This is a genomic window from Vibrio sp. M260121 (genome assembly GCF_036533715.1).
Lineage (GTDB): Bacteria > Pseudomonadota > Gammaproteobacteria > Enterobacterales > Vibrionaceae > Vibrio.
Window position 1 is genome coordinate 63,928 of record NZ_JATABF010000007.1, and the last position, 22,339, is coordinate 86,266.

A 22,339-nucleotide genomic window follows, 5' to 3' on the forward strand; every position below is an offset into this window, starting at 1 on the left:
CATCACTGAAAAGTGGTGGTTTTCTCTATACAACAAATAAAACGCACTCCCAATCGAGAGTGCGTTTTTTGTTGTTTTGAACTTAGATGAGCGAAAACGGGTTATGCCTGTTTAACTCAGCTAATGCGTGATGCAAGGAAGGAACAATCGCATGGCCAAAGGCACGAACTTCCTCGCAAGGTTCTACAAGGTCTGGGATTTGGAAAGTAACCATGTTTGCCGCTACTGCGGAACGTACGCCATTGTTGGAATCTTCAAACGCGATACATTTGGTTGGATCTACGTTTAAACGACTTGCTGCAAGCAGGTAGATCTCTGGATCTGGTTTGCCGTGTGACACTTCACAGCCTGTCGTTAAGTTGTCGAAATACTTGCTTAGGCCCGCCAGTTCCAACTTCTTCAGTGCTACTTCTTTCGCTGTTGATGTTGCCACTGCGGTAGGAATGCCTTTTTCCCTCAACCACTCTAGCAATTCAACTACGCCATCTTTCACTGGTATCGCTTGATGTTTTACCACTGCATCGTATCGGTCACGCCACTCTTTGTGCAATCGGTCAAGATCATCCCCATAAGCTTTGCGGAAAATGACCTCAATGCCCGCCGCGTTGCGGCCAATGATTGAAAGGTAAACGTCTTTGTAGAATGGGAGGCTTTGTGCTTCACACGCTTCTTGGAAAATGCGCATGCACACTCGCTCCGTATCGAGGAGCAAACCATCCATGTCAAAAATAGCAGCTTGAAAATTCATTACGTTATGACTTGTCGATTGAGATGGCGCATTTTGACACAAGCAACATCGATTTTCCTGCGGAATTCCACCATCTCACACGCTTTTTACCCAATCCCTATTTTATCCCTAGGCGTTTCGCTAATCGGTGCAAATTGCCGTTATCTATTTCAAGCTGACGTGCCGTTGCTGCCCAGTTGCCTTGATTCTCTTCCAGAGCTCGAACAATCATCGCTTTTTGGAAGGCGTCAGTGGCAGGCTTTAGTCCGCCTTCTGGTTGCTCAAGCCGAGCGTTTTGTTCCGTCTCCTCCACGTTCTTGATGTTCTGATTCGGCGTTCTAATATCAAAATCTTGCTCAACTAACTCAATGTCCATGGCGTGAGTACGCGCTTTTGCCAAAACACCGGCACGTTTAATGACATGTTCAAGTTCCCGCACATTGCCTGGCCATGAATAGTCTTTAAGTGCCTGCACCAAAGTAGGAGACAAACGAATGCTGTTTAATCCCAATTTGCTTCTTAAGCGTTCGACAAAAAAGCCTGCTAATAACACCACATCGTCTTCACGTTCACGAAGTGGTGGAACATGAAGCGGGAAGACACTTAAACGATGATACAAGTCGGCTCTGAAGCGACCAGCAGTAACTTCTTCATGCAATATGCGGTTGGTGGCGGCGACAATGCGTGTATTGACTCGAATATGGCGATCATCACCCACACGTTGAATGTCGCCGTATTGTAGAGCTCGAAGTAACTTAGCTTGCAGTTCTAATGACAGTTCACCGACTTCATCCAAAAACAGTGTGCCGCCATCGGCTTGTTCGAATTTACCCTTACGATTACTGATTGCGCCCGTAAATGCGCCTTTGATGTGCCCAAACAGTTCGCTCTCTGCTACGGACTCCGGCAGTGCTGCACAGTTTAGGTAAACCAAGGTATTGTTAGAGCGGCTAGAGCGATGGTGAATAGCGCTGGCAACCAACTCTTTACCTACGCCCGTTTCTCCCATGACCAACACAGACAATTCCGTATCGGCGACTGCATCAATCTGCTCTTGAAGATTCTTCATGCCCTGAGAGTTGCCAATGATTTCATTACTTAAGGTGCGCTTCTCGGCGTAAGAATCACGTGGCAGGCTCGCTTGTGTCTCTAGTTGTTCTAGTAAGAGTGCAGTGTGTAGGCCACCTGCTGCCAACGCGCTGACAAAACGTAACTCTTGGTTGCGTAGCCCATCAAATTGGTTAGGGTCGAAGGCGTCAATCGTAATGGCACCAATCAGTTGATCGTCGATCAGCAAAGGTAAACCAATGCAGGAATGGACATGCAGTTTGTCATCGTGGTTTGGAATTAAGCCGTCGTATGGATCAGGTAAGTCGCTGTCAGAGGGAAAGCGCACGATGTCGCCTGCTCGGGCAATGGCTTCTAACCTTGGGTGCTGCTCAATGGAGAAACGGCGTCCCAGCACTTCTTCTGCCAAACCATTGATCGCTAATGGCTTAAAGTGCTGATCTTCATACAAAAGAAGGGCCGAAGAGTCACACTTTAATACCTCTCGAATCGTGGTCAACAACGTATCAAAACGAGCTTGCTGAGTGAGTGCCGAGTTAAGGTCTTGCGTGATGTGTAGCCACTGCGCGATTAAAGAAGTCATAACCAATACCAATTGTGTCAATATGACTATTGTAGTGTCTTAATGACAATTTTCAACTGTGTCTTAATGACAGTTACAATTGTTGATTTTGTTTTAACTTGTTGAAAATAAAGGAAGTAAAAAGTTGGCATGCCCGATGCAATATAAAAGTCAGTTCTTCTTATTTATTTCGTCATTCAAGGTAGTAATTATGACAATTCACGTAAAAAACAACATTCATTGGGTAGGTCAGCGCGATTGGGAAGTTCAGGACTTCCATGGTACAGAATACAAAATGACAAAAGGTACCAGCTACAACAGTTATCTAATTCGTGAAGAGAAAACCGTATTGATTGATACGGTCGATCATCGATTCAGTCAACAATTCATCCAAAATTTAGAAATGGAAATCGATCTTAAGTCTATCGACTTTATCGTGGTAAACCATGCAGAAGAAGATCACTCAGGTGCATTGTCGGCATTGATGGAGAAAATTCCGAACACACCAATTTACTGTACAGAAGCGGCGATTGATTCGATTGTGGGTCATCACCACCATCCTGAGTGGAACTTCAAAACCGTAAAAACGGGCGACAGTATCGATATTGGTAACGGTAAGCAATTAGTCTTCGTGGAAGCTCCAATGCTGCATTGGCCGGACAGTATGATGACTTACCTAACTGGCGATGCAGTGTTATTCAGTAACGACGCATTTGGGCAGCACTACTGCGATGAACGTCTGTTCAATGATGAAGTGGATCAAAATGAGTTGATGGAACAGTGTTTGCGTTACTACTCAAACATCCTAACGCCATTCAGCAGCTTGGTAACCGCCAAAATCAAAGAAGTGCTGAGCTTCAACTTGCCTGTCGACATGATCGCAACGTCACACGGCATTGTATGGCGCGATAATCCCGTTCAAATAATCGAGCAATACTTGGCGTGGGCAGACAATTATCAAGAAGATCGCATTACGATTTTCTACGATTCTATGTCAAACAACACTCGAATGATGGCCGATGCAATCGCGCAAGGCATTCACGATGTCGACCCTGGCGTGGCGGTCAAAGTCTTTAATGTCTCTAAGCATGACAAGAATGAAATTCTCGCCAACGTATTCCGCTCAAAAGGCATCTTGGTTGGTTCTTCTACCATGAATAACGTCATGATGCCGAAGATCGCAGGCATGCTAGAAGAAATTACCGGTCTGCGCTTTAAAGCGAAAAAGGCCGCTGCATTCGGCAGCTACGGGTGGAATGGTGGTGCGGTGGATCGTATCCATGCTCGATTAACTGACGCAGGCTTTGAAACCGCAGTGAGTTTGAAAACCAAATGGCGACCAGATGGTAAAGCGATGCGTGAATGTCGCGAACATGGTCAGAACATCGCGAAATTGTGGGCAAAGCATGATCTCACAAGTCCTGTTATTTCTCCGGCGATTGCTGCGTCTGCACGACAAGTTCAATCACAACCCGCTGCGCCAGCGACAACACAGGCGGTAGTAGATGCTGCTCCTAGCAACCCTAGTACTGAGGCGCATCCCGCAGATTGTCAATGCATGGTTTGTACGGTTTGTAATTGGGTATACGACCCAGCTAAAGGCGAGCCTAATCAAGGTGTTGAACCGGGTACGGCATGGTCTGAAGTGCCAGATTACTTCTTGTGCCCAGAATGCCACTTGGGTAAAGACGTCTTTGTCGAATACAACGGGTAAGGGGGCGAATATGCAAGCACCTATTGTGATTATTGGTAGCGGCTTTGCGGCTTACCAATTGGTGAAAACAGTGCGTCGAATGGACGCACATATTCCGCTGCAAGTGTTTACTGCTGATGATGGCGCGGAATACAACAAGCCCGATTTGAGTCATGTATTCAGCAACAAGCAAACCGCCCAAGACTTGGTAGTTAAAAGTGGTGAGGCGTTCGCACAGGAACACAACATCGAACTGTTCGCCTATACCATGATTGAGCATGTCGACGTACAAGCTCAGCAAGTGGTCGCTAACGGCCAAACCTATCCTTATTCCAAACTGGTGTTTGCGACAGGCGCGAAAGCCTTTGTGCCGCCAATATCTGGCGATGCAGCACCTGAGGTGATAACGCTAAACTCGCTACAAGAATATCAATTAGCGGAAGAGCAAATTAGTCGTGCGAAACGAATTCTAGTAATGGGTGGTGGTTTGATCGGCGTTGAGATCGCCATGGATCTCGCAACCAGTGGTAAAGCAGTTACGGTGGTTGAGTCAAATCCCCGTTTGCTCGCTAACTTGATTCCTGAATTCGTTGCATTGCCGCTTGAAAACCAACTTAAGCAGCAAGGCATTCAACTTGCCTTGGAGACTGGAGTTGTCGCGATAAATCACTCAGATGATTCGCTGGTGGCAAGCTTGAGCAAAGGTAAAGCAGTCGAAGCCGACGTGGTGATTTCAGCAGCGGGTTTACGTGCTAACACTTGGTTAGCGAAGGCTTGTGGGTTGAGCGTGAATAAAGGCATCGAGGTGGATGCTCAATTACAGACATCAGCAGCCAATGTATTTGCATTAGGTGATTGCGCCGAGATTCAAGGTCGAATGATGCCTTATCTGCAACCGATCGTATTGAGTGCCAATGTGTTAGGTAAGCAACTATTGGGACAAGAAGCAGAGTTGAAGCTACCGCCTATGATGGTGAAGGTGAAAACGCCGAGCTACCCAATCCAATTGGCTGGCGACTTTAGTTCAGTTGCTACTTGGAATGTGCAGATTTCTCAAACAGGTATCAAAGCCAAAGCAGAAAGTGAAAATAGCCAGTTAATGGGCTTCGTTGTGACAGGAGATCAAGTCATACAAGCATTCCCGTTACTCAGGGAGTTGTCTCAAGCAGCTCAAGCATAATGAATTAAAACCAACAGAATTTAACTAGAGAGGGTATCACTATGTCACATCTACGAATTCCGAAAGATTGGACGATCCAGCGCTCAACGCCTTTCTTCACTAAAGATAATGTACCGCCAGCGTTGCTTACTCATCACAATACCGCTGAGAGTGTATTTGGTCAGCTGTGCGTCATGGAAGGACAAGTGACTTACTACGGCTTTGTTGATGAAAATGCTACAGAGCCAGAAGTGGTGATTGTGATCAACGCAGGTCAGTTTGCTACCAGTCCTCCGCAATATTGGCACCGAATTGAGATAAGCGATGATGCTCAGTTCAATATTAATTTCTGGTCGAATAAAGACAAGAGTGGGCAAGTGATGTTCCACGCGAAGAAATAGCACTAGTCACGATGAGTGATCAGATAAAGCGCTAATTTGTCGGGAAGAAGCGTTAATTATCAAGTCATTAAATATAAGTAAAAGAGCAGGGATTCGTCGCTGCTCTTTTTATCTGGGAGTTTATAAACATTGTAATAGACAACGAGGAAGCGCCGTTTTATCCATCCAATGATTTGGAATCGACATTGGCGTGTCGTAATAACTTGCCCCAAGAATGGCACCGAGTGGAATAGCTCGACCACTTGAATCGCCGCCACAGTATATGTTCTCACGCATGGTGGTTTCGTAACTTTCTGAGTTCATCAACAAATGACAAATCACCACAAATGAAGCGTCTAAACCGCAATGCATCCCAATCGACTCCGCAACGCTGGTGGCGTTTCTGCCGCTCATCGCTTCTGCACGTTGAATGTCGTTGGCAATCGTCGGAGAAACCGTCTGAGCTGCCATCACACACGCTTTGGGCGCAGCGCCTTGCAACGCCATCTGAATCATCACTGCGACAGCTTGGGCATACATAACTGCGGTGTCGTTGTTATTGGTAACCCGCACCGCGGAATCAACCAGTTTAGCGAGTTTGTCATCATCAGAATGAAAAGCCACCAACGGCGGAAGCTTGGATAATGCTGGGTTCTGTGTGTCGTCAGCCCCGCACAAAGTTACGCGTAATTCTTTGTCTTCTAATGCATGAATGTTGAGTAGTGTTTGCTTGGTGGGTTTGTCTGTGTAGCCCTGCCATTTACCACCAAAATCAAACCATTCTCTAAAGGAGCGAATGTAACGCGCCTCGTCGTAGTGTCCGGTTTGAACCAGGGCGTCTAACATGGCAATAAGCTGTGCGCCATAGTGGGTGAGGTCACCAACTTGCTTGCTACCGTGGGCAAAATAACCTTTGTCATGGTATTCAGTTCGGTTAGGTTGATGAAATTCCGGATGCGGAGAACCAAACTGCCTGATGAGCTCTTGATCGTAAAGCCAATGAAATCCGAGAGATGCTGCATCACCGACGAGTGCGCCGATAATGGCATGAAGAGAGCGAGCGTTTCTATGAGTCATCTTGCCACCTTTATCAACAGGGCTACTCAATAAGTCTTACACAGTTTCTTGGTTTTGTAGGGAAATTTTTCTGTTTTGGATCAAGACTATAGTGCTCAATTAACCATTGCTTTACTAGGGTTAAAAAGACTAGGGTTAAAAGCAAAACGCCCCGCGAGTCGCGGGGCGTTGGTTTTAGTGGCGTGCTATTAATAATTACGATTAGCTGTAAGCGCGTGCGACACGACCTTCACAATCCAAAGTGACCTGTTTTGCGTAAGCCGGAATGAAAACTGATTGTCCTTTTTCAACCACGCACGTTTCGCCGTTTGCGTGAGTTAGCACAAGCTTGGTATCCAGAGGCATGAGGATCTCAGCGGTTTGCACTTCTAGAGTACGCTGGTGAGCTTGCTTAACGATAGCGAATTTGAAATCGTCTACAGGAATTGGGTATTCCAACATATCGTCGATTTCAGTCGGTGCAAGCAATAGGCTGTCGAATGGCTTCTCATTGAAGCGTGTACACGCAACGAGCTCTCTCACGTCCATGTATTTTGGTGTCAGACCTGCGCGCAGTACGTTGTCTGAGTTTGCCATGATCTCAAGACCTGTACCTTTTAAGTAAGCGTGTGGCGTTTCTGCATCCAAGAACATAGCATCACCCGGTTGTAGGGTAATCACATTAAGCATCAGTGGTGCAAACAAACCAATATCGCCAGGGTATTGCTTCTCTAGCTCAAGAATAAGGTTGAACAGAGGTAAGTCGGTGATGCGAGCTTGAGCCAATAGCACCGTCAACGCCATCTCTTTCTGTTCGCCCTCTAGTGACAGTAGACCCGAGAAGAAGGTCGCCAAGCCCGTTGGCGTTTGGTTTGCGATAAGGTCATCCACCAAGCCTTGCAGCTCAGGAATCGCTAGTTCAGAGAAGAAGCTGATGATTTCACTTGTTGGGCGGAAGCCATTCATCGCTTGGTATTCGGTTAGCGCGTAAACCAACTCAGGTTTGTGGTTTGGATCTTTGTAGTTACGGTTTGCAGCAGTTAGGGGAATACCTTGTTTTTCTTCCAGTGCAAAGCCTAGCTCTGCTTGTTGTTTGTTTGGGTGAACCTGAATCGACAGTGCTTTCTCAGCGGCAAGCACTTTAAACAGGTATGGAAGTTCACCAAAACGATTTGCGACTTGTTCACTCAGAAAGGCATTCATGTCTTGAGTAATCAGTGAAGAGAGTTTGGTCTCCTCACCGTTTACCATCACCAATGAGCAACCGTTTGGATGCGCGCCCATCCATACTTCTGCTTGTGGTTCGCCCGTTGGGTTTTCAATGCCAAACAGTTGGTTAACAGAAGTAGTACTGCCCCAAGCGTAGTTTTGAATCACGTTGTTCATCAGGAAAAACATCGGATGCTTAGCTTGAGTTTGAATCGTTTGTGTATCGGACATCGTTAAATCAGACATAGAGTGTCACCATGAGAGAAAAACATGGCTTGGGCGACATTACCCAAGCCACAGGAGCCATTTGGGGGTAGGGGTGATTAAGCGGCTGCTTGCATCATTTTCGCTTTGCGAACTTTCTTCAGAGTTACACACGTTACTGCGGTAACTACTGCGCCAGCTGCCATACAAATCAGAGCAAGTACTGGGTGGTTCATCGCGCCAAGTAGAGCGACAACTGGACCGCCGTGAGCAACACTGTTGGTAATGCCGAATGAGAACGCCATTACTGCCGCTACCATTGAGCCAAGTACGTTTGCAGGAATCACTGACATTGGATCTTGCGCTGCGAACGGAATTGCGCCTTCAGAGATACCAACCAAACCCATTGCGCCTGCTGCTTTACCCGCTTCGGTTTCTGATTCTTCGAACAGGTCGAACTTACGACCCAGTGCCGTTGCCAGTGCCATGCCTAGAGGTGCAACAGGGATTGCACACGCCATCGCACCCATGAACTGAGTTTGACCACTCGCAATCATGCCCACAGAGAATAGGAACGCGACCTTGTTGAATGGGCCACCCATATCGAAGCCAGCCATACCACCAAGTACGATACCCAGTAGAACGACGTTACCTGTGCTCATGCTCGTTAGTAGCGCAGTCAGACCGTCCATTAGGCTTGCGATTGGCGCGCCGATAACGAAGATGAAAAGACCAGCGATGAATAGCGAACCTGTTATTGGCGCAATCATGATTGGCACCAAAGGTTGAATGAATTTGTGGTAGTTAATCGATGTAATCCACTTCACGAAGTAACCCACAAGCAGACCAGCGATGATGGCACCGATAAAGCCTGTACCTGCGTCTGCGCCGTAGAAAGAACCGTTGTTTGCAATCCAACCACCGATCAAGCCAGGAGCTAGAGCAGGGCGGTCAGCAATCGCGTAAGCAATGTAACCCGCTAGGATTGGGATCATCAGTGTAAAGGCAACTACACCAACATTGAGGATTTGGTTCCACATGCTGCCTTCAGGAATTGCCATGCCCGCTTCACTTGGCTGGCCACCGACTGCAAGAGCAAGTGCAATCAAAAGACCACCCGTTACGACGAATGGGATCATGTGTGATACGCCGTTCATCAAGTAGCGGTATAGGTCAGAGCGAGCCTGAGAGGCTTTGTTCGCAACAGAGGTTTGTGCATTGCTGCTCGCTTCTGCTTGGAGTTGTGGTGCGTTTAATGCCTCGTTAATCAGACCTTGAGCATCGCGAATAGGGGCTTTTACATTGGTTTGAACTACGCGCTTACCCGCGAAGCGGTTCATGTCGACTTGTTTGTCACATGCCACGATGATTGCGTCTGCACGCTCGATTTCTTCTGCGGTTGGGCTGTTTTTCACACCGATTGAACCGTTCGTTTCAACCTTGATTTCGTAACCCATCGCCGCTGCACCTTTCTCTAGTGCTTCTGCTGCAAGGTAAGTGTGTGCAACGCCAGCAGGACAACCAGTAACACCAATGATGAAACCTTGGTTTGCTGGAGCGTCCGCCACTGGTTGCGGCTCTTCTTTAGCAAGCAGGAGTGCCAGTGCGTCTTGGCTGTTTGCTGCACCTAAGAACGCATCAATGAAACCATCTTCAATCAGTTTTGAAGACAGCTCTGCAAGTACTTCGATGTGGTGGTTATCGCCACCGTCTGGAGAAGCGATCATGAAGAACAGTTTTGAAGGCAAACCGTCTTCAGCGCCGTATTCGATACCTGATTTGCTTACGCCGATCACAACCGCTGGTTCAATGACCGCGGCACTTTTGGCGTGTGGGATAGCTACGCCATCTTCAAATCCGGTATTACCTAATTCTTCACGTGCTTTTATATCTGTTAGAAATTGCTCTTGGTCTGAAATACGACCTTGGGCGTGTAGAACTGCAACCAGTTCTTTAAATACGTCTTCTTTTGAAGTCGCTTGAAGATCAAGATTAATCAAGTCTTCATTTATTAGTTTGGTGATCATTGTCGAACCCCTATAAATATAATTTTTATTTCAGGGGTATTTTGAAATTAACCAAGCGGAGACAGTAGTGAAGAAAAAATGCATTTACTGGAGGATTGTAACTGCCCGACTAGAGTGTGACGTAGATCGTCTACTGGATAAACTTACTGCATATCTGTGACATCATGTGGAAGTCGATGAATCATAGGTGAAATGTGTTGCTGCTCCCATATATAATGGATTGAAGACTTTGTTGATGATTTGCTAGACTGGATAATTGATGCGTTAACTAGATTTTTGTAACCTTAAAATGGAAGTGTGATTTTGCTCAATAGCACAAAAATCCAGTAGGGTGTATATCTATAGGTATAGCATCATGGATGCGTGTTTAAGAGTACGTAAAATGATTTTTCATGATTTGATTTCATCAGTATTAAACGAGCGAGAACCATTCCACAATATATGGTTTGCTGGTGATTTTCATACACCACCTGAATTTAGCTATCAGGTTAATTTTCCTCGGTTAGAATTAGTCTTGTCTGGTGAATATATTAATGAAATGGAAAGTCATGATCGCAAAGTGACGCATATCGTGGCGAAAACTGGTGATGCGATATTTATTCCGCCTAACTGTTGGAATAAACCTGACTGGGATACAGACTGCTCGGTATTAAGTATTCTCTTTGGTCGCCGTCAATTGGGTTTGAGTCTCGTGTCCAAACGTAAAGGGGAAGCGAGCTTTTACGATATTCAAAAACACAGTATTCAAACTCGTTCTGGATTCGCCATTGATAATATCTTGGAAGCGCTGAGTTCATTGGCTCGTGAGTGTAATAAGAAGCCAATGGATGAGTTGTTGCTGCAAGCCTTGTTGCAATACGCTAAGTCGATGTTAGATGCACCTATAGAGACGCAGGCGCACAGTCGAGTGCAAGATCTGTATCAGGGCATTTGTATCTACATCCAAGAGAATTTCCACCGCCCAATCACACGTGACAGTATTGCGTCGAGGTTCAGCATCTCTTCTAACCATTTGTCGCGTTTGTTTCGTCAGCAAGGTCACATGACGTTAGCCGATTACATTACGTGGGTACGGGTAGACCGCGCGAAGTTCATGCTCAAGAAATACAACTTTAAGTTGAATGAGGTATCGGTGCGCTGTGGATTCAAAGATGTGAACTACTTCTGCCGAGTCTTTAAGAACCGCACGGGCAGAACGCCAACGGAATATCGCGGTTCAATCTAGAACAGACCCTAAGCAAGCAGCCTCGACATGGCGTACATCAGAAGCGCCTGTAAGTCGACGCTGCTTTTTGTTAGCAGTAAACGCTCAGCCATTTGGTCGGTCAGCAGGTTACGGGTTAAGTTGGTTGCCGCAATGATGTGTTCGCGAGTCGGTTTCGCTGGCATTACTAATGCGATAGCAAGATGTACTTCACCCATTTTTGATGCCCAATCCATCGGAATCTCGTTAGCGATAACCGCAACAGAGATGTGGTCCACACCTTCGAACATGACATGTGGTAGAGCAATGCCCGGTGTTACTGCGGTTGAGGATCGTTCTTCGCGTTTGATAAAGGCGAGAATGAGTTCGTCTGGGTGAATCGGATGAATAAGTTGCGCTAGCCCTTTCAAGCACTCAAATTTGGTGAGTTCAGTGTGCGCTTTGGCGTAATGCCATTTAATTTCACAAGGCGGGCAGATTTGCGGAAGACGCTCAGCAAGTTGGCTTGAGAACTCGTAGTTGATGTGAGAACCCACAACGGTAAAGTTCTCAGCAATGATGTCTTTGATAACGAAACAGGCAAGCTCGGCATCAATACCGATGGCAGTGATTTGGCACAGGTCGCCTTGCTGCAAGCCGACCTGTAAAACCGCGACTGACTTGGTGAGTTCAGCGATGCGGTTTTGGGTTATGTTGATGATGTGTATCGTGCTTTTGAACTTTTTGGCGACGCGATTGAGGGGCTGCGCTACGTGAGCACTGGCATTAATATCGTCGACAAAAAAGGTGATTTGGTATTCGTTCATCAGCACAGCGTATCATCGACAGTGCACGAGGAACACTTTATCAATATTGAGTAACACATCTTCAATTGGGATTTGGACTTTGTTGGTGCCTTCAAAGCGGGCTGGCTGTTCAATCTCAATATCGGACACAATTAGGACACGATCCGCCTGTGCAATGTCGTGGGGAGTGAGCTGATTCTCAATACCCATCGCACCTTGCGTCTCGACCTTAATTTGTACGTTATGCTTAGGCGCAGCTTTCATAAGAGCATCTGCTGCCATATAGGTATGAGCGATGCCTGTAGGGCACGCTGTCACCGCTACGATTTTCATGTTCTATCCACTTTATATTTTTGTGGATATTAGCATAGTGGTCGTCGAAAAGATGGATTTAAAGCAGATAATCACAAGAGCTCTATCACAGTTTAAATCTCATGTTACATTAATCCAGTTAATGCACTTTTTGTCCTGTATTGAAAAGGACGAGTGTTGGTTACTCTGTACGCAGTCATAGATGGACAAACTTAACTCATGACTCACGAGCGTGAACATTGCAAGGTACAAACAATGGACATATTAAACCTTATTGAGCCGGAAACCATTTGCTTGGATTTGCAGGCTCAAACCAAAGATGAAGCGCTCAAAGAGCTCGTCGAATTGTTGGACGCGGCGGGCAAGCTCACGAGCAAAAGTCAGTTCTTGGCGGACATTTGGAAACGAGAAGAGATTGGCAATACCGGCTTTGACGAGGGTATTGCCATTCCTCACGCCAAAAGTAATGCGGTCGCTAAACCCGCAGTCGCAGTGGGCATCAGCCGAAAAGGTATTGATTACGGCGCTGATGATGGCGAACTGTCTGACGTATTTTTCATGCTGGCTTCTCCGGATGGGGATGATCACCACCACATTGAAGTCTTGGCACAAATCTCCACAAAAATCATTGAAGATGGTTTCGTTAATAAGTTAAAAGCGGCGAAATCAGTGGATGAAGCGCACGAACTACTCACTGACATTCAGTCGAACGCAAACGACTCAGGTTTAGATCCTCTGGAATTCGCATCTGAACCCCTTAGCCCTTGGGCACAAAAGCTCGGCAGAATGAAAGAACACTTGCTGTTCGGCACTTCACATATGATCCCGTTTATTGTCGCGGGCGGTGTATTGCTATCTCTCTCTGTGATGATCTCAGGTCATGGTGGGGTTCCGAAAGAAGGCATTCTGGCTGATATCGCCAAAATGGGCATTGCAGGTCTGACACTATTTACCGCGGTATTAGGTGGTTACATTGCCTATTCGATCGCTGATAAGCCCGGTCTTGCTCCGGGAATGATTGGCTCTTGGATTGCGGTTAGTCATTACAGTACTGGCTTCTTGGGCGCGATTGTCGTCGGATTTTTCGCCGGCTTTGTGGTTTGGCTACTGAAGAAGATTCAATTGCCGGACAGCATGAGCTCCCTCGGCTCGATCTTTATCTACCCACTGGTTGGTACGTTTGTCACCTGTGGTGCAGTGATGTGGGTGATTGGTTCACCTATCGCCAGCGCAATGACGACTATGAACGATGTACTTACAGGTATGGCGGGCTCAGGTAAAGTGATGTTGGGCACCGTACTGGGTGCAATGACCGCGTTTGATATGGGCGGTCCTATCAACAAAGTGGCGACCTTGTTTGCTCAGACACAGGTGAATACTCAGCCGTGGTTGATGGGTGGTGTCGGTATCGCGATTTGTACCCCGCCTTTAGGTATGGCGTTAGCAACTTTTCTATCGCCAAGTAAGTTTAAACGTGATGAACGTGAAGCGGGTAAAGCAGCGGGCATCATGGGTATGATTGGCATCAGCGAAGGGGCGATTCCGTTTGCTGCCGGAGACCCAGCTCGCGTCCTGCCTGCGATTGTTGCTGGTGGCATTGTCGGTAACGTGATTGGTTTTATGTTCCATGTGATTAACCATGCCCCGTGGGGCGGCTGGATTGTACTGCCAGTCGTTGATGGCAAGATTGGCTACATTGTTGGCACAATCGCAGGCTCGTTTACCACAGCATTGATTGTTATTGCGCTTAAGAAGACGGTCACAGAAGACGACAGTCCGGTTGGTCAATCTCAAGCTTATACGTCTGTGCAAGGTGAGGGCGAAGCAGACATTCTTGCTGTGACGTCTTGTCCATCAGGTGTGGCACATACCTTCTTAGCGGCGAAGTCATTAGAGAAAGCCGCCTGTGCGTTAGGCATTAAGATCAAGGTCGAAACGCAAGGGGCGAACGGCATCATTAACCGAATCACTGACAAAGATATCGCCAAGGCGAGGTTTGTTATCTTCGCTCACGATGTTGCCATCAAAGAGCCGGAGCGATTTAGAAAAATGAAGGTGCTGGATGTCAGCACTAAAGACGCGATGCTCAATGCTGCAGCACTGTTGCAGGCGAAAAGAATCCCTTAAGTATGTAGCCCCCTAACTAAGGCTATCTGCTAGTTAGCTCCATCATTTTTGATGGAGCTTTTTTTATTCCTGAGAAAAGTGCCGCTATGTTTTTGGTTGGACTGGTTGAGGTAACGGGTGCAATTTTGATGTTAATTGGCTTGTTATCGACGAACAACTTATTAAGTGCGATAGGTGCAAGTTTTATTGTTTTCACCTCAGTTGGCGCGATGTTTTTTCATTTTCGTTTTGATACTTGGAAAGATGCGATTCCCTCCATTGTGACGCTTTTATTATCACTTTTGGTGGCTTCGCCTTTGATTGAGTTTGTTGCGCTTATTTAAGACGAAATTATTGCAAGTAATGTTCTGAAATCTTTAGTAACATGTTTCAAATATTAACGGTTTCAAATAGTAATAGTTTCAAAACGTCACTTATTTCGAATTCAAGGAGGCTTGCAATGGAAAAACTAAGAGTAGCATTTATTGGTCTGGGTGTGATGGGATACCCAATGGCTGGTTACCTAAGTAAAGCGGGCTTTGAAACCAAAGTATACAACCGCACAAAAGCGAAAGCCGACAAATGGGCTGAAGAATACCAAGGTGTGGCTTGTGAAACACCACGTGAAGCGGCAGAAGGCTGTGACATCGTTTTTACCTGTGTGGGTAATGATGATGACGTTCGTAGTGTTGTTTACGGTGAAGAAGGCATTCTGGTTGGCTTGAAAGCGGATGCAGTGTTAGTGGACCACACGACCACTTCTGCAGACCTAGCGGTTGAGCTGGCTGAAGCGTGTGTTAAGTACGGCAATCACTTCATTGATGCGCCAGTTTCTGGTGGTCAAGCGGGTGCAGAAAATGGTGTTCTAACCATCATGTGTGGTGGTGAACAAAGCATTTTTGATCGTGTCTCTCCAGCGATGGATGTGTACGCGAAGCAGATGACACTACTGGGTGAAAACGGTCAGGGTCAACGCTGTAAGATGGTAAACCAAATCTGTATTGGTGGCGTTTTACAAGGGCTGAGTGAAGCTTTGTTGCTGGCACAAAAATCAGGCTTGGACATCGCTCAAGTTGTAGATACGTTGAAGCATGGCGCTGCAGGTTCATGGCAGATGGAAAACCGCGCAAATACGATGGCGGAAGATAAGTTCGATTTTGGCTTCGCTATTGATTGGATGCGCAAAGACTTGGGTTTCTGTCTGCAAGAAGCAGAGCGAGTGGGTCTAGAGCTTCCACTGACTAAGAAAGTGGATGAGCAATACGCAGACCTTCAACGAGATGGTTTAGGTCGCATGGATACATCAGTACTGATCAAAGCGGTCGCTAAAAATCAGTAGTTGATGAATCAGTAATAGATAAACAGTTCTTTGGTATCAAAGAGCTTAAAGAAATCTAAGTTAATCATAATGAATCTCCTTGAGCATTGGTTGTAGCTAGTAATTAAGGATTAGTGATTTGAAATCAGGAGGTGCTTTAGAGCACCTCCTTTTTTATGTCTTTTAATCACACAGTGTGATGATTACAGCGTTCGCTTACTTGTTTAAGCCTAGCGCAATCTCAAGACCTTTGCCGTACGCTTCGTCTGCTTGGTATGCGTGTTGAACGTGGCGCTGTTGGATGAACTCTGGCACACCGTCCATTGCGCGAGCTGTGTTGTCGAACAGAGTTTGACGTTGCTCTTCACTCATCAGACGGAATAAGTCACCCGCTTGGCTGAAGTAGTCTTCGTCTACACGGTGATCGTAGTGATCAGCGTTGCCGTTGATGCGTAGAGGTGGCTCAGAGTAATCTGGTTGCTCTGCCCATTCTTGTTTGTAGTTTGGCTCGTAACCTAGTGTTGAACCAAAGTTGCCATCAACGCGCATTGCGCCATCGCGGTGGTAGCTGTGAACAGGGCAACGAGGTGCGTTCACTGGGATTTGATGATGGTTGACACCTAGACGGTAACGCTGAGCATCGCCGTAAGCGAACAGACGACCTTGTAGCATCTTATCTGGAGAGAAGCCGATACCAGGTACGACCGCTGCTGGGTTGAACGCTGATTGCTCAACTTCTGCGTAGAAGTTTTCTGGGTTACGGTTCAGTTCAAACTCACCAACTGGGATCAGTGGGTAGTCTTTTTGAGACCATACACGTGTAAGGTCGAATGGGTTGAAGTTGACTTCATCCGCTTCTAGCTCAGGCATGATCTGTACGTACATCTTCCATTTAGGGAAGTCTTGACGCTCAATCGCTTCGTAAAGGTCACGGTGATGGCTTTCGCGGTCTTTACCTACGATCGCTTCTGCTTCTTGGTCAGTCAGGTTCTTGATGCCTTGCTGAGTTTTGAAGTGGAATTTCACCCAGTAACGCTCGTTTTCTGCGTTGATGAAGCTGAATGTGTGGCTACCAAAACCATGCATATGACGGTAAGAAGCTGGGATACCACGGTCACTCATTACGATAGTCACTTGGTGGAATGCTTCTGGTAGTGATGTCCAGAAATCCCAGTTGTTGGTAGAGCTACGCATGTTAGTGCGAGGGTCGCGTTTTACTGCGTGGTTTAGGTCTGGGAATTTTAGTGGGTCACGTAGGAAGAATACTGGTGTGTTGTTACCAACCAAGTCCCAGTTACCTTCTTCAGTGTAGAATTTTAGTGCGAAACCACGGATGTCGCGTTCTGCGTCTGCTGCACCGCGCTCACCAGCTACGGTAGTGAAGCGAGCGAATAGTTCTGTTTTTTTGCCAATGTCAGAGAAGATCTTAGCGCGAGTGTATTTTGTGATGTCATGCGTTACTGTGAACGTACCGTAAGCGCCAGAACCTTTTGCGTGCATACGACGCTCTGGGATCACTTCACGATCAAAGTGTGCTAGTTTTTCAAGGAACCAAACGTCTTGTAGTAGTTGAGGGCCACGAGGACCAGCAGTCATAACGTTTTGGTTATGGGCGACAGGGCAACCTGCTGCTGTAGTCAGTTTTTTGCTCATTTGAGTTTCCTTGCAATATAGTGATTATTTAGCGACTTTTCGGCAACTGCTCGAAAGTTATGCGAGGAGAATAGCGCTGCAACTGAGAATAAAAAAACTGTTATTAGCAATCAGTGTGATAGGTATCACCTATGCTTTAAGTGGTTGTTAATTAATGGCTTTGTGTCAATTAACATTATTTGTCGTATGGATTAAATATTACTTCTAACTGTGGTCTGTGTGAATAATTTCTGCCTATTTTAAATTGTTCAAAATAGGCAGAAATTCTCAATGGTTTGAGAAGGCCTCAACTCGATTAACCGAATTTCACTTCAAGTTCTTCTGCTTTAGTAAACGCAGAATGAGTCGCGAGCTGTGCACTATAACGTTGGATGTTTGGGAAGCGCTCAATGACGCCAAACTTGTTTAGGACATCGACGACAAAAGACATCATGAAATCCGCGCCTGTTAGTCGCTCTTCTACAAAGTAGGTTTTCCCTTCTAGGCTTTGATCAACGTAGCCCATGACCTTCATGGTTTCCGCATCGGCGTAGTCCGCAAGGAAATTGGTCTGTGCGCCATCTTTAGCAACAAACATCTTGAGCAGCAGGGGAACCATGGCTGAGCTCTCTGCAAAATGCAGCCATTGAATGTACTGTGTGTAAGCTTTGCTGCCACGCTCTGGTGCAAAACGTCCATCTGCATACTTTTCAATTAAGTATTCAGTGATAGCACCAGACTCTGTAACGATCTCGTCGCCATCTTCCAATACAGGTGACTTGCCGAGTGGGTGAATGCTCTTGAGCTCAGGTGGTGCAAGAAAGGTGACGCTGTCACGAAGGTAAGGCACGATCTCGTAATCTACACCTAGTTCTTCTAATAACCAAATGATGCGTTTTGAGCGAGACTGATTTAAATGATGCAGTTTAATCATAGAAGAATCCTTTCTTATACAGGTTGATTGGTTTGAATAACAAGTTTGCCGAAGTTTTTGCCTTCCAGTAGACCGATGAATGCCTCTGGCGCGTTTTCTAAACCTTCTACTAAATGTTCGCGATAGTGGATTTTTCCTTCTGCTAGCCATTGGCTTACATCTTTGACGAAGTTTGTGTAGCTTTGCTCATAGTGGTCAAAAATGATGAAGCCTTGCATCTTGATGCGTTTAACCAGAATGTTACCCATCAGCATCGACATACGATCTGGACCTTCTGGTAACGCTGTCGCGTTGTATTGAGAAATCAAACCACAAAGTGGCACGCGAGCGCCGACATTTAGCAGAGGTAATACCGCATCAAAGACTTTACCGCCTACGTTTTCAAAGTAGACATCAATACCTTTGTCGCATGTTGCTGCTAGCTGCTCTGCAAAGTCATCAGCGGTGTGATCAAGACATTCATCAAAGCCTAGGGTCTCTTTTGCGTACTGACACTTCTCTTCGCCGCCTGCGACACCGATTACACGACAACCTTTTAGCTTACCGATTTGACCAACCATGGAGCCAACCGCACCGGTTGCAGCAGCGACAACTAGGGTATCGCCAGCTTGAGGCTGACCAATTTCCAATAAACCCACATAAGCGGTAAAGCCAGGCATACCAAGCACACCAAGGGCATAAGACGGATGCGTCGGTTCACTACCTAATTTAAACAGACCTTCGCCGTCAGATAGCGCGTAATCTTGCCAGCCTGTGTAAGCCACAACCCATTCGCCAGTTTGGAAATCAGAGTTCTTCGATTCCACCACCTGACAAACGGTCCCGCCAACCATCACCTCGTTTAGCTCTACCGGATCAGCGTAGGATTTGCCTTCATTCATACGGCCGCGCATATATGGGTCAAGAGAGAGATACACGCAACGCAAAAGCACTTCACCTTCACTCGGAGTAGGGATGGCAGTTTGTTCTAAACGGAAGTTCTCTAGGACAGGCGAACCTTTTGGACGGTTAGCCAATACGATTTGACGGTTGAGCGTTTGGGTCATGGTAAGTTCCTATATTTAATTATTAGACCAGTCGTCTAGTTTTAATTCCTAAAAAATCCGCCGTACTTTTTGGGTAAAGATAAGGCGGATTAAGTGTGGTTCGTTATTTGCCTTTTAGCATACTTTGAGTGCTCTCAAAGCTACGCATAAAACCGGAACGATCCTGATACAGTTTGTTGAGTAAGCTTGCGCCAATCCATTGATGGTAAATCAAATGGGCGGTTTGTTCTGCTGACTCGACTTGGATAGAGCTGTCTTCAATGCCCGCTTGGACACAATCTTCGATGGCTTTCACTACTTGAGTGGCACCCGAAGCCAGTTTTGCGCGCATTGCTTCTGAAAGATCAGAGACTTCAGCACTCAACTTCACGACCAAGCATTTGTTGGCGTTACATTGGCCATTTTCAATCGCCATCCAGCGCTCAAAATAGCTCAAAAGGCGGTCGCAACCAGAGCCTTCACTTTCAGTAAAGTGGGCTGTGATCATCTTAAGGTAGCGAGAGAAGTAATCTTCAATCAATGCCTCACCAAATTGCTCTTTCGACTTAAAGTAATGGTAGAAAGAGCCTTTCGGCACATCCGCTGCCTTTAAAAGTTCTGAGAGCCCAACACTGGTAAAACCTTTGGTCACTACCAATTGGTAGCCGACATCGAGAATGTGTTGGCGTGTATCGTTCGTTTTTGCGTTCATGAGCAATACTATAAAAGCGATTAGACCAGTCGTCTAGTAAATTGTGGTTCTTACTTGATCAGTTCGTATTCAATCACATACAGCTCATCGATGTTCGGGTAGATCTCACGGATAAGCTCTTTCAGTTTTGGCAGTTCAATCGCTTCTTGTTCTGCGTGGAACTCGTTGATGTCATCAAACTTCAGTGGTGCAACTGATAGGATTTTGATGTCACATACTTTGCGGTCTGTTTCTAGGGTAAATACTTCCACTTCGGTGTTTGGCACGTAGTGGCTTTCTGATTCATCACGAATCGTGATCGTCTTTTTACCTGCAGTGATAAGTGGCGTTAGGAATTCAAAGAACGTGATTTTAGTTGGATGTGAAGACATAACCGATGCTCATATTGATGTAATAGGGCGAGAGTATATCTCGCCCTTTAAGAAAAATATCCAAAAAAAGTGCTAACCGAGGAAGCCAGCGCTGAGTCGCTATCTCGAGGCGTGTAGTTTGTCGATTTAGAGTGGTGTGTACGCCGGAAAAATCACTGACTAGCAAAGAGTTTTATCAGTTTTGCACAGAAATAGCCCAGAATGATACCTATCCAGTTGGTGCTTAAGTCATCAAAACTGAATGAACGGGTTTCGATAAACAGCTGACTAAACTCCTCAAGAGAAACGATACACAACAAAACAATCAACAGGCGGATACCAAACATGTCTGCTTTCGTTGCTTTCACCCATTTAGGAAAATTAAATACAGCAAGAAAGCCGATTAAAAGACTAAAGGTGAAATGTAACGTACTCGAACCGCCAACATAGTTCTCCATGCTTTGATACACACTATGGTCGATATCGGAACTCTTCCAAAGTGATAAAGAGACAGTAAGCAGAAGTACTAAGATAAAGCTGTATCGAGCAATGGTATTGGTCATATTCACCCCACAGGAAAGAAGCCTAAGTAACGTTTCACAAAATACAATGCTGCAAGATTTTGAATAGCTAAGCCAACAGCGATCGCCCAAGCCGCACCAAGCACACCGTGTGACTGAGAGAGCACTATCAGCAGCGCAATAGAAATGATACCGGAGACAATAGTGATGTATTTCATTGCTTTCTCATGGCCACTCATCAGCAATAGAAAGCCAACCGAACCAGTGGCAACATTAATCAGTTGCCCTAATGACAAAGCAATAAGCAGTGGTGCGGCAGCAATAAACTCTTTGCCAAATAACTGCATAACAAACTCTGGGAACAGTACGCAAATAATCACGGGGATAATTGCAGCAGCGATGTTGGCTCTGCAGGCAAGGCGGCTGAGGTTTCGTAGGCGATCCATTTTTCCTTCTCTATAGAGAGAGGCAAACATTGGAGCAACGACAAAGTTAATTGTGATGAGGACAAAACCGATCAGCAAAGAGGTACGCTGTGCAGCAGCAAGAAGCCCAAGCTCAGAGGTAGAAATAAAAAAGCCTGCGATCACTAAGCTTCCCCACTGGACCAAATTGGTGAAGATACTGCCGATCCAGACTTGTTTGGCTGAATAGGAGAGTTCGCTGTTTGCACTCGTTTTCCCATGCTGATATTCGCCAGAACAAACCCATTGAAGCGTTGACTGTAACGCAACAATCGCTGCCGCAATTAAGAGTAACGTCATCAATGTATCTGTAGTGATCAGTAATGATGGCCTTGCAGCAACAATCAACAGCACCATAAGAAAGCTGACGCCCAATTGCAGTGCGATAAGAGATGAAACCATTCTCTTGCTTGCTTGGAGTACTCGACTGTTGGTTTGACCGATCACGAGGAGAGGAATAGCCGCAAGCGCGAAGATAAGGGAGAAATCAGATACGTTAGTGGTGTTGAGTTGGCGTGGGAAGGTGATAAACGCCAAGTAAATAAGAGCACATGCGACAAAGCTGAACAAAAGGCTGCGCACTAAAGCAATCCGATAATTGTTACTTTGTTCGCTCCTGTTTTGGCTTTTAAACGCGATGGCATTGAACTTAACCAGAGATATATTGAAGCCCAATTGAGCAATAATGGCGACTAAGGAAACAAGGTTAAACAGATAAAAGAATTGTCCAGCTGTCGCTGCATCAGAATACCTTGATACTACAAGCGTCAACAAAAAAGCGAAGAAGGCTGCAAGTGCTTTAACGATCCCCGTAGCAGCGCCAAGTGAGAAGAATTGCTTCTTTTCACTTGGTAGGCTTTGGATTTTTTGGTTGATGGATTGAAGCATGGA

Annotated in this window: 20 protein-coding genes and 1 pseudogene; 7 read left to right on the forward strand and 14 right to left on the reverse strand. The window is 46.1% G+C overall.

What is annotated here, in order from left to right:
- Positions 1–82 precede the first annotated feature (82 nt).
- On the reverse strand, positions 83–748 hold the full coding sequence (locus tag QTO06_RS06285) for an HAD family hydrolase (protein ID WP_331407214.1): 666 nt from the start codon (positions 746–748) through the stop codon (positions 83–85).
- Positions 749–845: 97 nt separating this feature from the next.
- A complete protein-coding gene (gene norR / locus QTO06_RS06290; RefSeq protein WP_331407215.1) occupies positions 846–2,378 on the reverse strand; it encodes a nitric oxide reductase transcriptional regulator NorR in 1,533 nt (510 codons plus the stop codon).
- Positions 2,379–2,568: 190 nt separating this feature from the next.
- Here norR and norV point away from each other — a divergent pair, with 190 nt between their 5' ends.
- Genes norV through QTO06_RS06305 form a run of 3 tightly spaced genes read left to right on the forward strand, consistent with a single transcriptional unit; the run spans position 2,569 to position 5,610 of the window.
- Positions 2,569–4,071: an anaerobic nitric oxide reductase flavorubredoxin gene (gene norV, locus QTO06_RS06295; protein ID WP_331407216.1), complete on the forward strand. Its 1,503-nt coding sequence runs from the start codon at positions 2,569–2,571 to the stop codon at positions 4,069–4,071.
- A 10-nt stretch (positions 4,072–4,081) separates the two neighbouring features.
- Positions 4,082–5,230: an NADH:flavorubredoxin reductase NorW gene (norW, locus tag QTO06_RS06300; protein ID WP_331407217.1), complete on the forward strand. Its 1,149-nt coding sequence runs from the start codon at positions 4,082–4,084 to the stop codon at positions 5,228–5,230.
- A 41-nt stretch (positions 5,231–5,271) separates the two neighbouring features.
- Positions 5,272–5,610, forward strand: coding sequence for a DUF1971 domain-containing protein (locus QTO06_RS06305; RefSeq protein ID WP_331407218.1), 339 nt, complete (start codon positions 5,272–5,274; stop codon positions 5,608–5,610).
- A gap of 120 nt (positions 5,611–5,730) precedes the next feature.
- Here the strand turns inward: QTO06_RS06305 and QTO06_RS06310 are convergent, their stop codons facing one another.
- From QTO06_RS06310 to QTO06_RS06320, 3 genes are all read right to left on the reverse strand, one after another.
- Positions 5,731–6,666 carry an ADP-ribosylglycohydrolase family protein gene (locus QTO06_RS06310; protein WP_331407219.1) on the reverse strand — a complete coding sequence of 312 codons (936 nt, stop codon included), beginning with the start codon at positions 6,664–6,666 and terminating at the stop codon, positions 5,731–5,733.
- A 201-nt stretch (positions 6,667–6,867) separates the two neighbouring features.
- Positions 6,868–8,100 (reverse strand): mannose-6-phosphate isomerase, class I, encoded by a 1,233-nt coding sequence (gene manA / locus QTO06_RS06315; RefSeq protein WP_331407220.1) that lies wholly within the window; start codon positions 8,098–8,100, stop codon positions 6,868–6,870.
- Between the two features lie 77 nt (positions 8,101–8,177).
- Positions 8,178–10,085: a fructose-specific PTS transporter subunit EIIC gene (locus tag QTO06_RS06320; RefSeq protein ID WP_331407221.1), complete on the reverse strand. Its 1,908-nt coding sequence runs from the start codon at positions 10,083–10,085 to the stop codon at positions 8,178–8,180.
- A gap of 382 nt (positions 10,086–10,467) precedes the next feature.
- On the opposite strand from QTO06_RS06320, the gene QTO06_RS06325 reads away from it, so the two are divergent.
- Complete coding sequence (locus QTO06_RS06325) at positions 10,468–11,310, forward strand: helix-turn-helix transcriptional regulator (protein ID WP_005451367.1); 843 nt, start codon at positions 10,468–10,470, stop codon at positions 11,308–11,310.
- 8 nt (positions 11,311–11,318) lie between these two features.
- On the opposite strand, the gene QTO06_RS06330 is transcribed toward QTO06_RS06325, so the two are convergent.
- Positions 11,319–12,095 (reverse strand): PTS sugar transporter subunit IIA, encoded by a 777-nt coding sequence (locus QTO06_RS06330; protein WP_331407259.1) that lies wholly within the window; start codon positions 12,093–12,095, stop codon positions 11,319–11,321.
- A gap of 12 nt (positions 12,096–12,107) precedes the next feature.
- The gene (locus QTO06_RS06335) at positions 12,108–12,407 is read right to left on the reverse strand and encodes a PTS fructose transporter subunit IIB (protein ID WP_331407222.1); all 300 of its coding nucleotides are present in this window, start codon (positions 12,405–12,407) and stop codon (positions 12,108–12,110) included.
- A 234-nt stretch (positions 12,408–12,641) separates the two neighbouring features.
- Between QTO06_RS06335 and QTO06_RS06340 the strand changes: the two genes are divergently transcribed.
- The 3 genes and pseudogenes from QTO06_RS06340 to QTO06_RS06350 all read left to right on the forward strand — a co-directional run bounded on the left by QTO06_RS06340 (position 12,642) and on the right by QTO06_RS06350 (position 15,831).
- Positions 12,642–14,513: a fructose-specific PTS transporter subunit EIIC gene (locus QTO06_RS06340; RefSeq protein WP_331407223.1), complete on the forward strand. Its 1,872-nt coding sequence runs from the start codon at positions 12,642–12,644 to the stop codon at positions 14,511–14,513.
- Between the two features lie 80 nt (positions 14,514–14,593).
- Positions 14,594–14,836: pseudogene (locus QTO06_RS06345) on the forward strand (DoxX family protein); the annotation flags it as partial.
- A gap of 116 nt (positions 14,837–14,952) precedes the next feature.
- Positions 14,953–15,831 (forward strand): NAD(P)-dependent oxidoreductase, encoded by an 879-nt coding sequence (locus tag QTO06_RS06350; RefSeq protein WP_132699177.1) that lies wholly within the window; start codon positions 14,953–14,955, stop codon positions 15,829–15,831.
- Between the two features lie 195 nt (positions 15,832–16,026).
- Here QTO06_RS06350 and QTO06_RS06355 read toward each other — a convergent pair whose 3' ends face one another.
- From QTO06_RS06355 to QTO06_RS06385, 7 genes are all read right to left on the reverse strand, one after another.
- Positions 16,027–17,463 (reverse strand): catalase, encoded by a 1,437-nt coding sequence (locus QTO06_RS06355; protein WP_009704876.1) that lies wholly within the window; start codon positions 17,461–17,463, stop codon positions 16,027–16,029.
- 295 nt (positions 17,464–17,758) lie between these two features.
- Complete coding sequence (locus QTO06_RS06360) at positions 17,759–18,376, reverse strand: glutathione S-transferase family protein (RefSeq protein WP_081233935.1); 618 nt, start codon at positions 18,374–18,376, stop codon at positions 17,759–17,761.
- A gap of 14 nt (positions 18,377–18,390) precedes the next feature.
- The gene (locus QTO06_RS06365; protein ID WP_331407224.1) at positions 18,391–19,422 is read right to left on the reverse strand and encodes an NADP-dependent oxidoreductase; all 1,032 of its coding nucleotides are present in this window, start codon (positions 19,420–19,422) and stop codon (positions 18,391–18,393) included.
- A gap of 103 nt (positions 19,423–19,525) precedes the next feature.
- A complete protein-coding gene (locus QTO06_RS06370; RefSeq protein ID WP_331407225.1) occupies positions 19,526–20,113 on the reverse strand; it encodes a TetR/AcrR family transcriptional regulator in 588 nt (195 codons plus the stop codon).
- Positions 20,114–20,163: 50 nt separating this feature from the next.
- Entirely contained in the window at positions 20,164–20,484 is a 321-nt protein-coding gene (yqfB, locus tag QTO06_RS06375) for a N(4)-acetylcytidine aminohydrolase (RefSeq protein ID WP_005432046.1), read from the reverse strand.
- Between the two features lie 152 nt (positions 20,485–20,636).
- Positions 20,637–21,026, reverse strand: coding sequence for a VanZ family protein (locus QTO06_RS06380; RefSeq protein ID WP_331407226.1), 390 nt, complete (start codon positions 21,024–21,026; stop codon positions 20,637–20,639).
- Between the two features lie 2 nt (positions 21,027–21,028).
- The gene (locus QTO06_RS06385; protein ID WP_331407227.1) at positions 21,029–22,336 is read right to left on the reverse strand and encodes a lipopolysaccharide biosynthesis protein; all 1,308 of its coding nucleotides are present in this window, start codon (positions 22,334–22,336) and stop codon (positions 21,029–21,031) included.
- Positions 22,337–22,339: the final 3 nt, after the last annotated feature.

Coding starts and splice junctions, on each gene's coding strand:
- QTO06_RS06285 (WP_331407214.1), bottom strand. CDS start 748: ATGAATTTTCAAGCTGCTATTTTTGACATGGATGGTTTGCTCCTCGAT.
- norR (WP_331407215.1), bottom strand. CDS start 2,378: ATGACTTCTTTAATCGCGCAGTGGCTACACATCACGCAAGACCTTAAC.
- norV (WP_331407216.1), top strand. CDS start 2,569: ATGACAATTCACGTAAAAAACAACATTCATTGGGTAGGTCAGCGCGAT.
- norW (WP_331407217.1), top strand. CDS start 4,082: ATGCAAGCACCTATTGTGATTATTGGTAGCGGCTTTGCGGCTTACCAA.
- QTO06_RS06305 (WP_331407218.1), top strand. CDS start 5,272: ATGTCACATCTACGAATTCCGAAAGATTGGACGATCCAGCGCTCAACG.
- QTO06_RS06310 (WP_331407219.1), bottom strand. CDS start 6,666: ATGACTCATAGAAACGCTCGCTCTCTTCATGCCATTATCGGCGCACTC.
- manA (WP_331407220.1), bottom strand. CDS start 8,100: ATGTCTGATTTAACGATGTCCGATACACAAACGATTCAAACTCAAGCT.
- QTO06_RS06320 (WP_331407221.1), bottom strand. CDS start 10,085: ATGATCACCAAACTAATAAATGAAGACTTGATTAATCTTGATCTTCAA.
- QTO06_RS06325 (WP_005451367.1), top strand. CDS start 10,468: ATGATTTTTCATGATTTGATTTCATCAGTATTAAACGAGCGAGAACCA.
- QTO06_RS06330 (WP_331407259.1), bottom strand. CDS start 12,095: ATGAACGAATACCAAATCACCTTTTTTGTCGACGATATTAATGCCAGT.
- QTO06_RS06335 (WP_331407222.1), bottom strand. CDS start 12,407: ATGAAAATCGTAGCGGTGACAGCGTGCCCTACAGGCATCGCTCATACC.
- QTO06_RS06340 (WP_331407223.1), top strand. CDS start 12,642: ATGGACATATTAAACCTTATTGAGCCGGAAACCATTTGCTTGGATTTG.
- QTO06_RS06350 (WP_132699177.1), top strand. CDS start 14,953: ATGGAAAAACTAAGAGTAGCATTTATTGGTCTGGGTGTGATGGGATAC.
- QTO06_RS06355 (WP_009704876.1), bottom strand. CDS start 17,463: ATGAGCAAAAAACTGACTACAGCAGCAGGTTGCCCTGTCGCCCATAAC.
- QTO06_RS06360 (WP_081233935.1), bottom strand. CDS start 18,376: ATGATTAAACTGCATCATTTAAATCAGTCTCGCTCAAAACGCATCATT.
- QTO06_RS06365 (WP_331407224.1), bottom strand. CDS start 19,422: ATGACCCAAACGCTCAACCGTCAAATCGTATTGGCTAACCGTCCAAAA.
- QTO06_RS06370 (WP_331407225.1), bottom strand. CDS start 20,113: ATGAACGCAAAAACGAACGATACACGCCAACACATTCTCGATGTCGGC.
- yqfB (WP_005432046.1), bottom strand. CDS start 20,484: ATGTCTTCACATCCAACTAAAATCACGTTCTTTGAATTCCTAACGCCA.
- QTO06_RS06380 (WP_331407226.1), bottom strand. CDS start 21,026: ATGACCAATACCATTGCTCGATACAGCTTTATCTTAGTACTTCTGCTT.
- QTO06_RS06385 (WP_331407227.1), bottom strand. CDS start 22,336: ATGCTTCAATCCATCAACCAAAAAATCCAAAGCCTACCAAGTGAAAAG.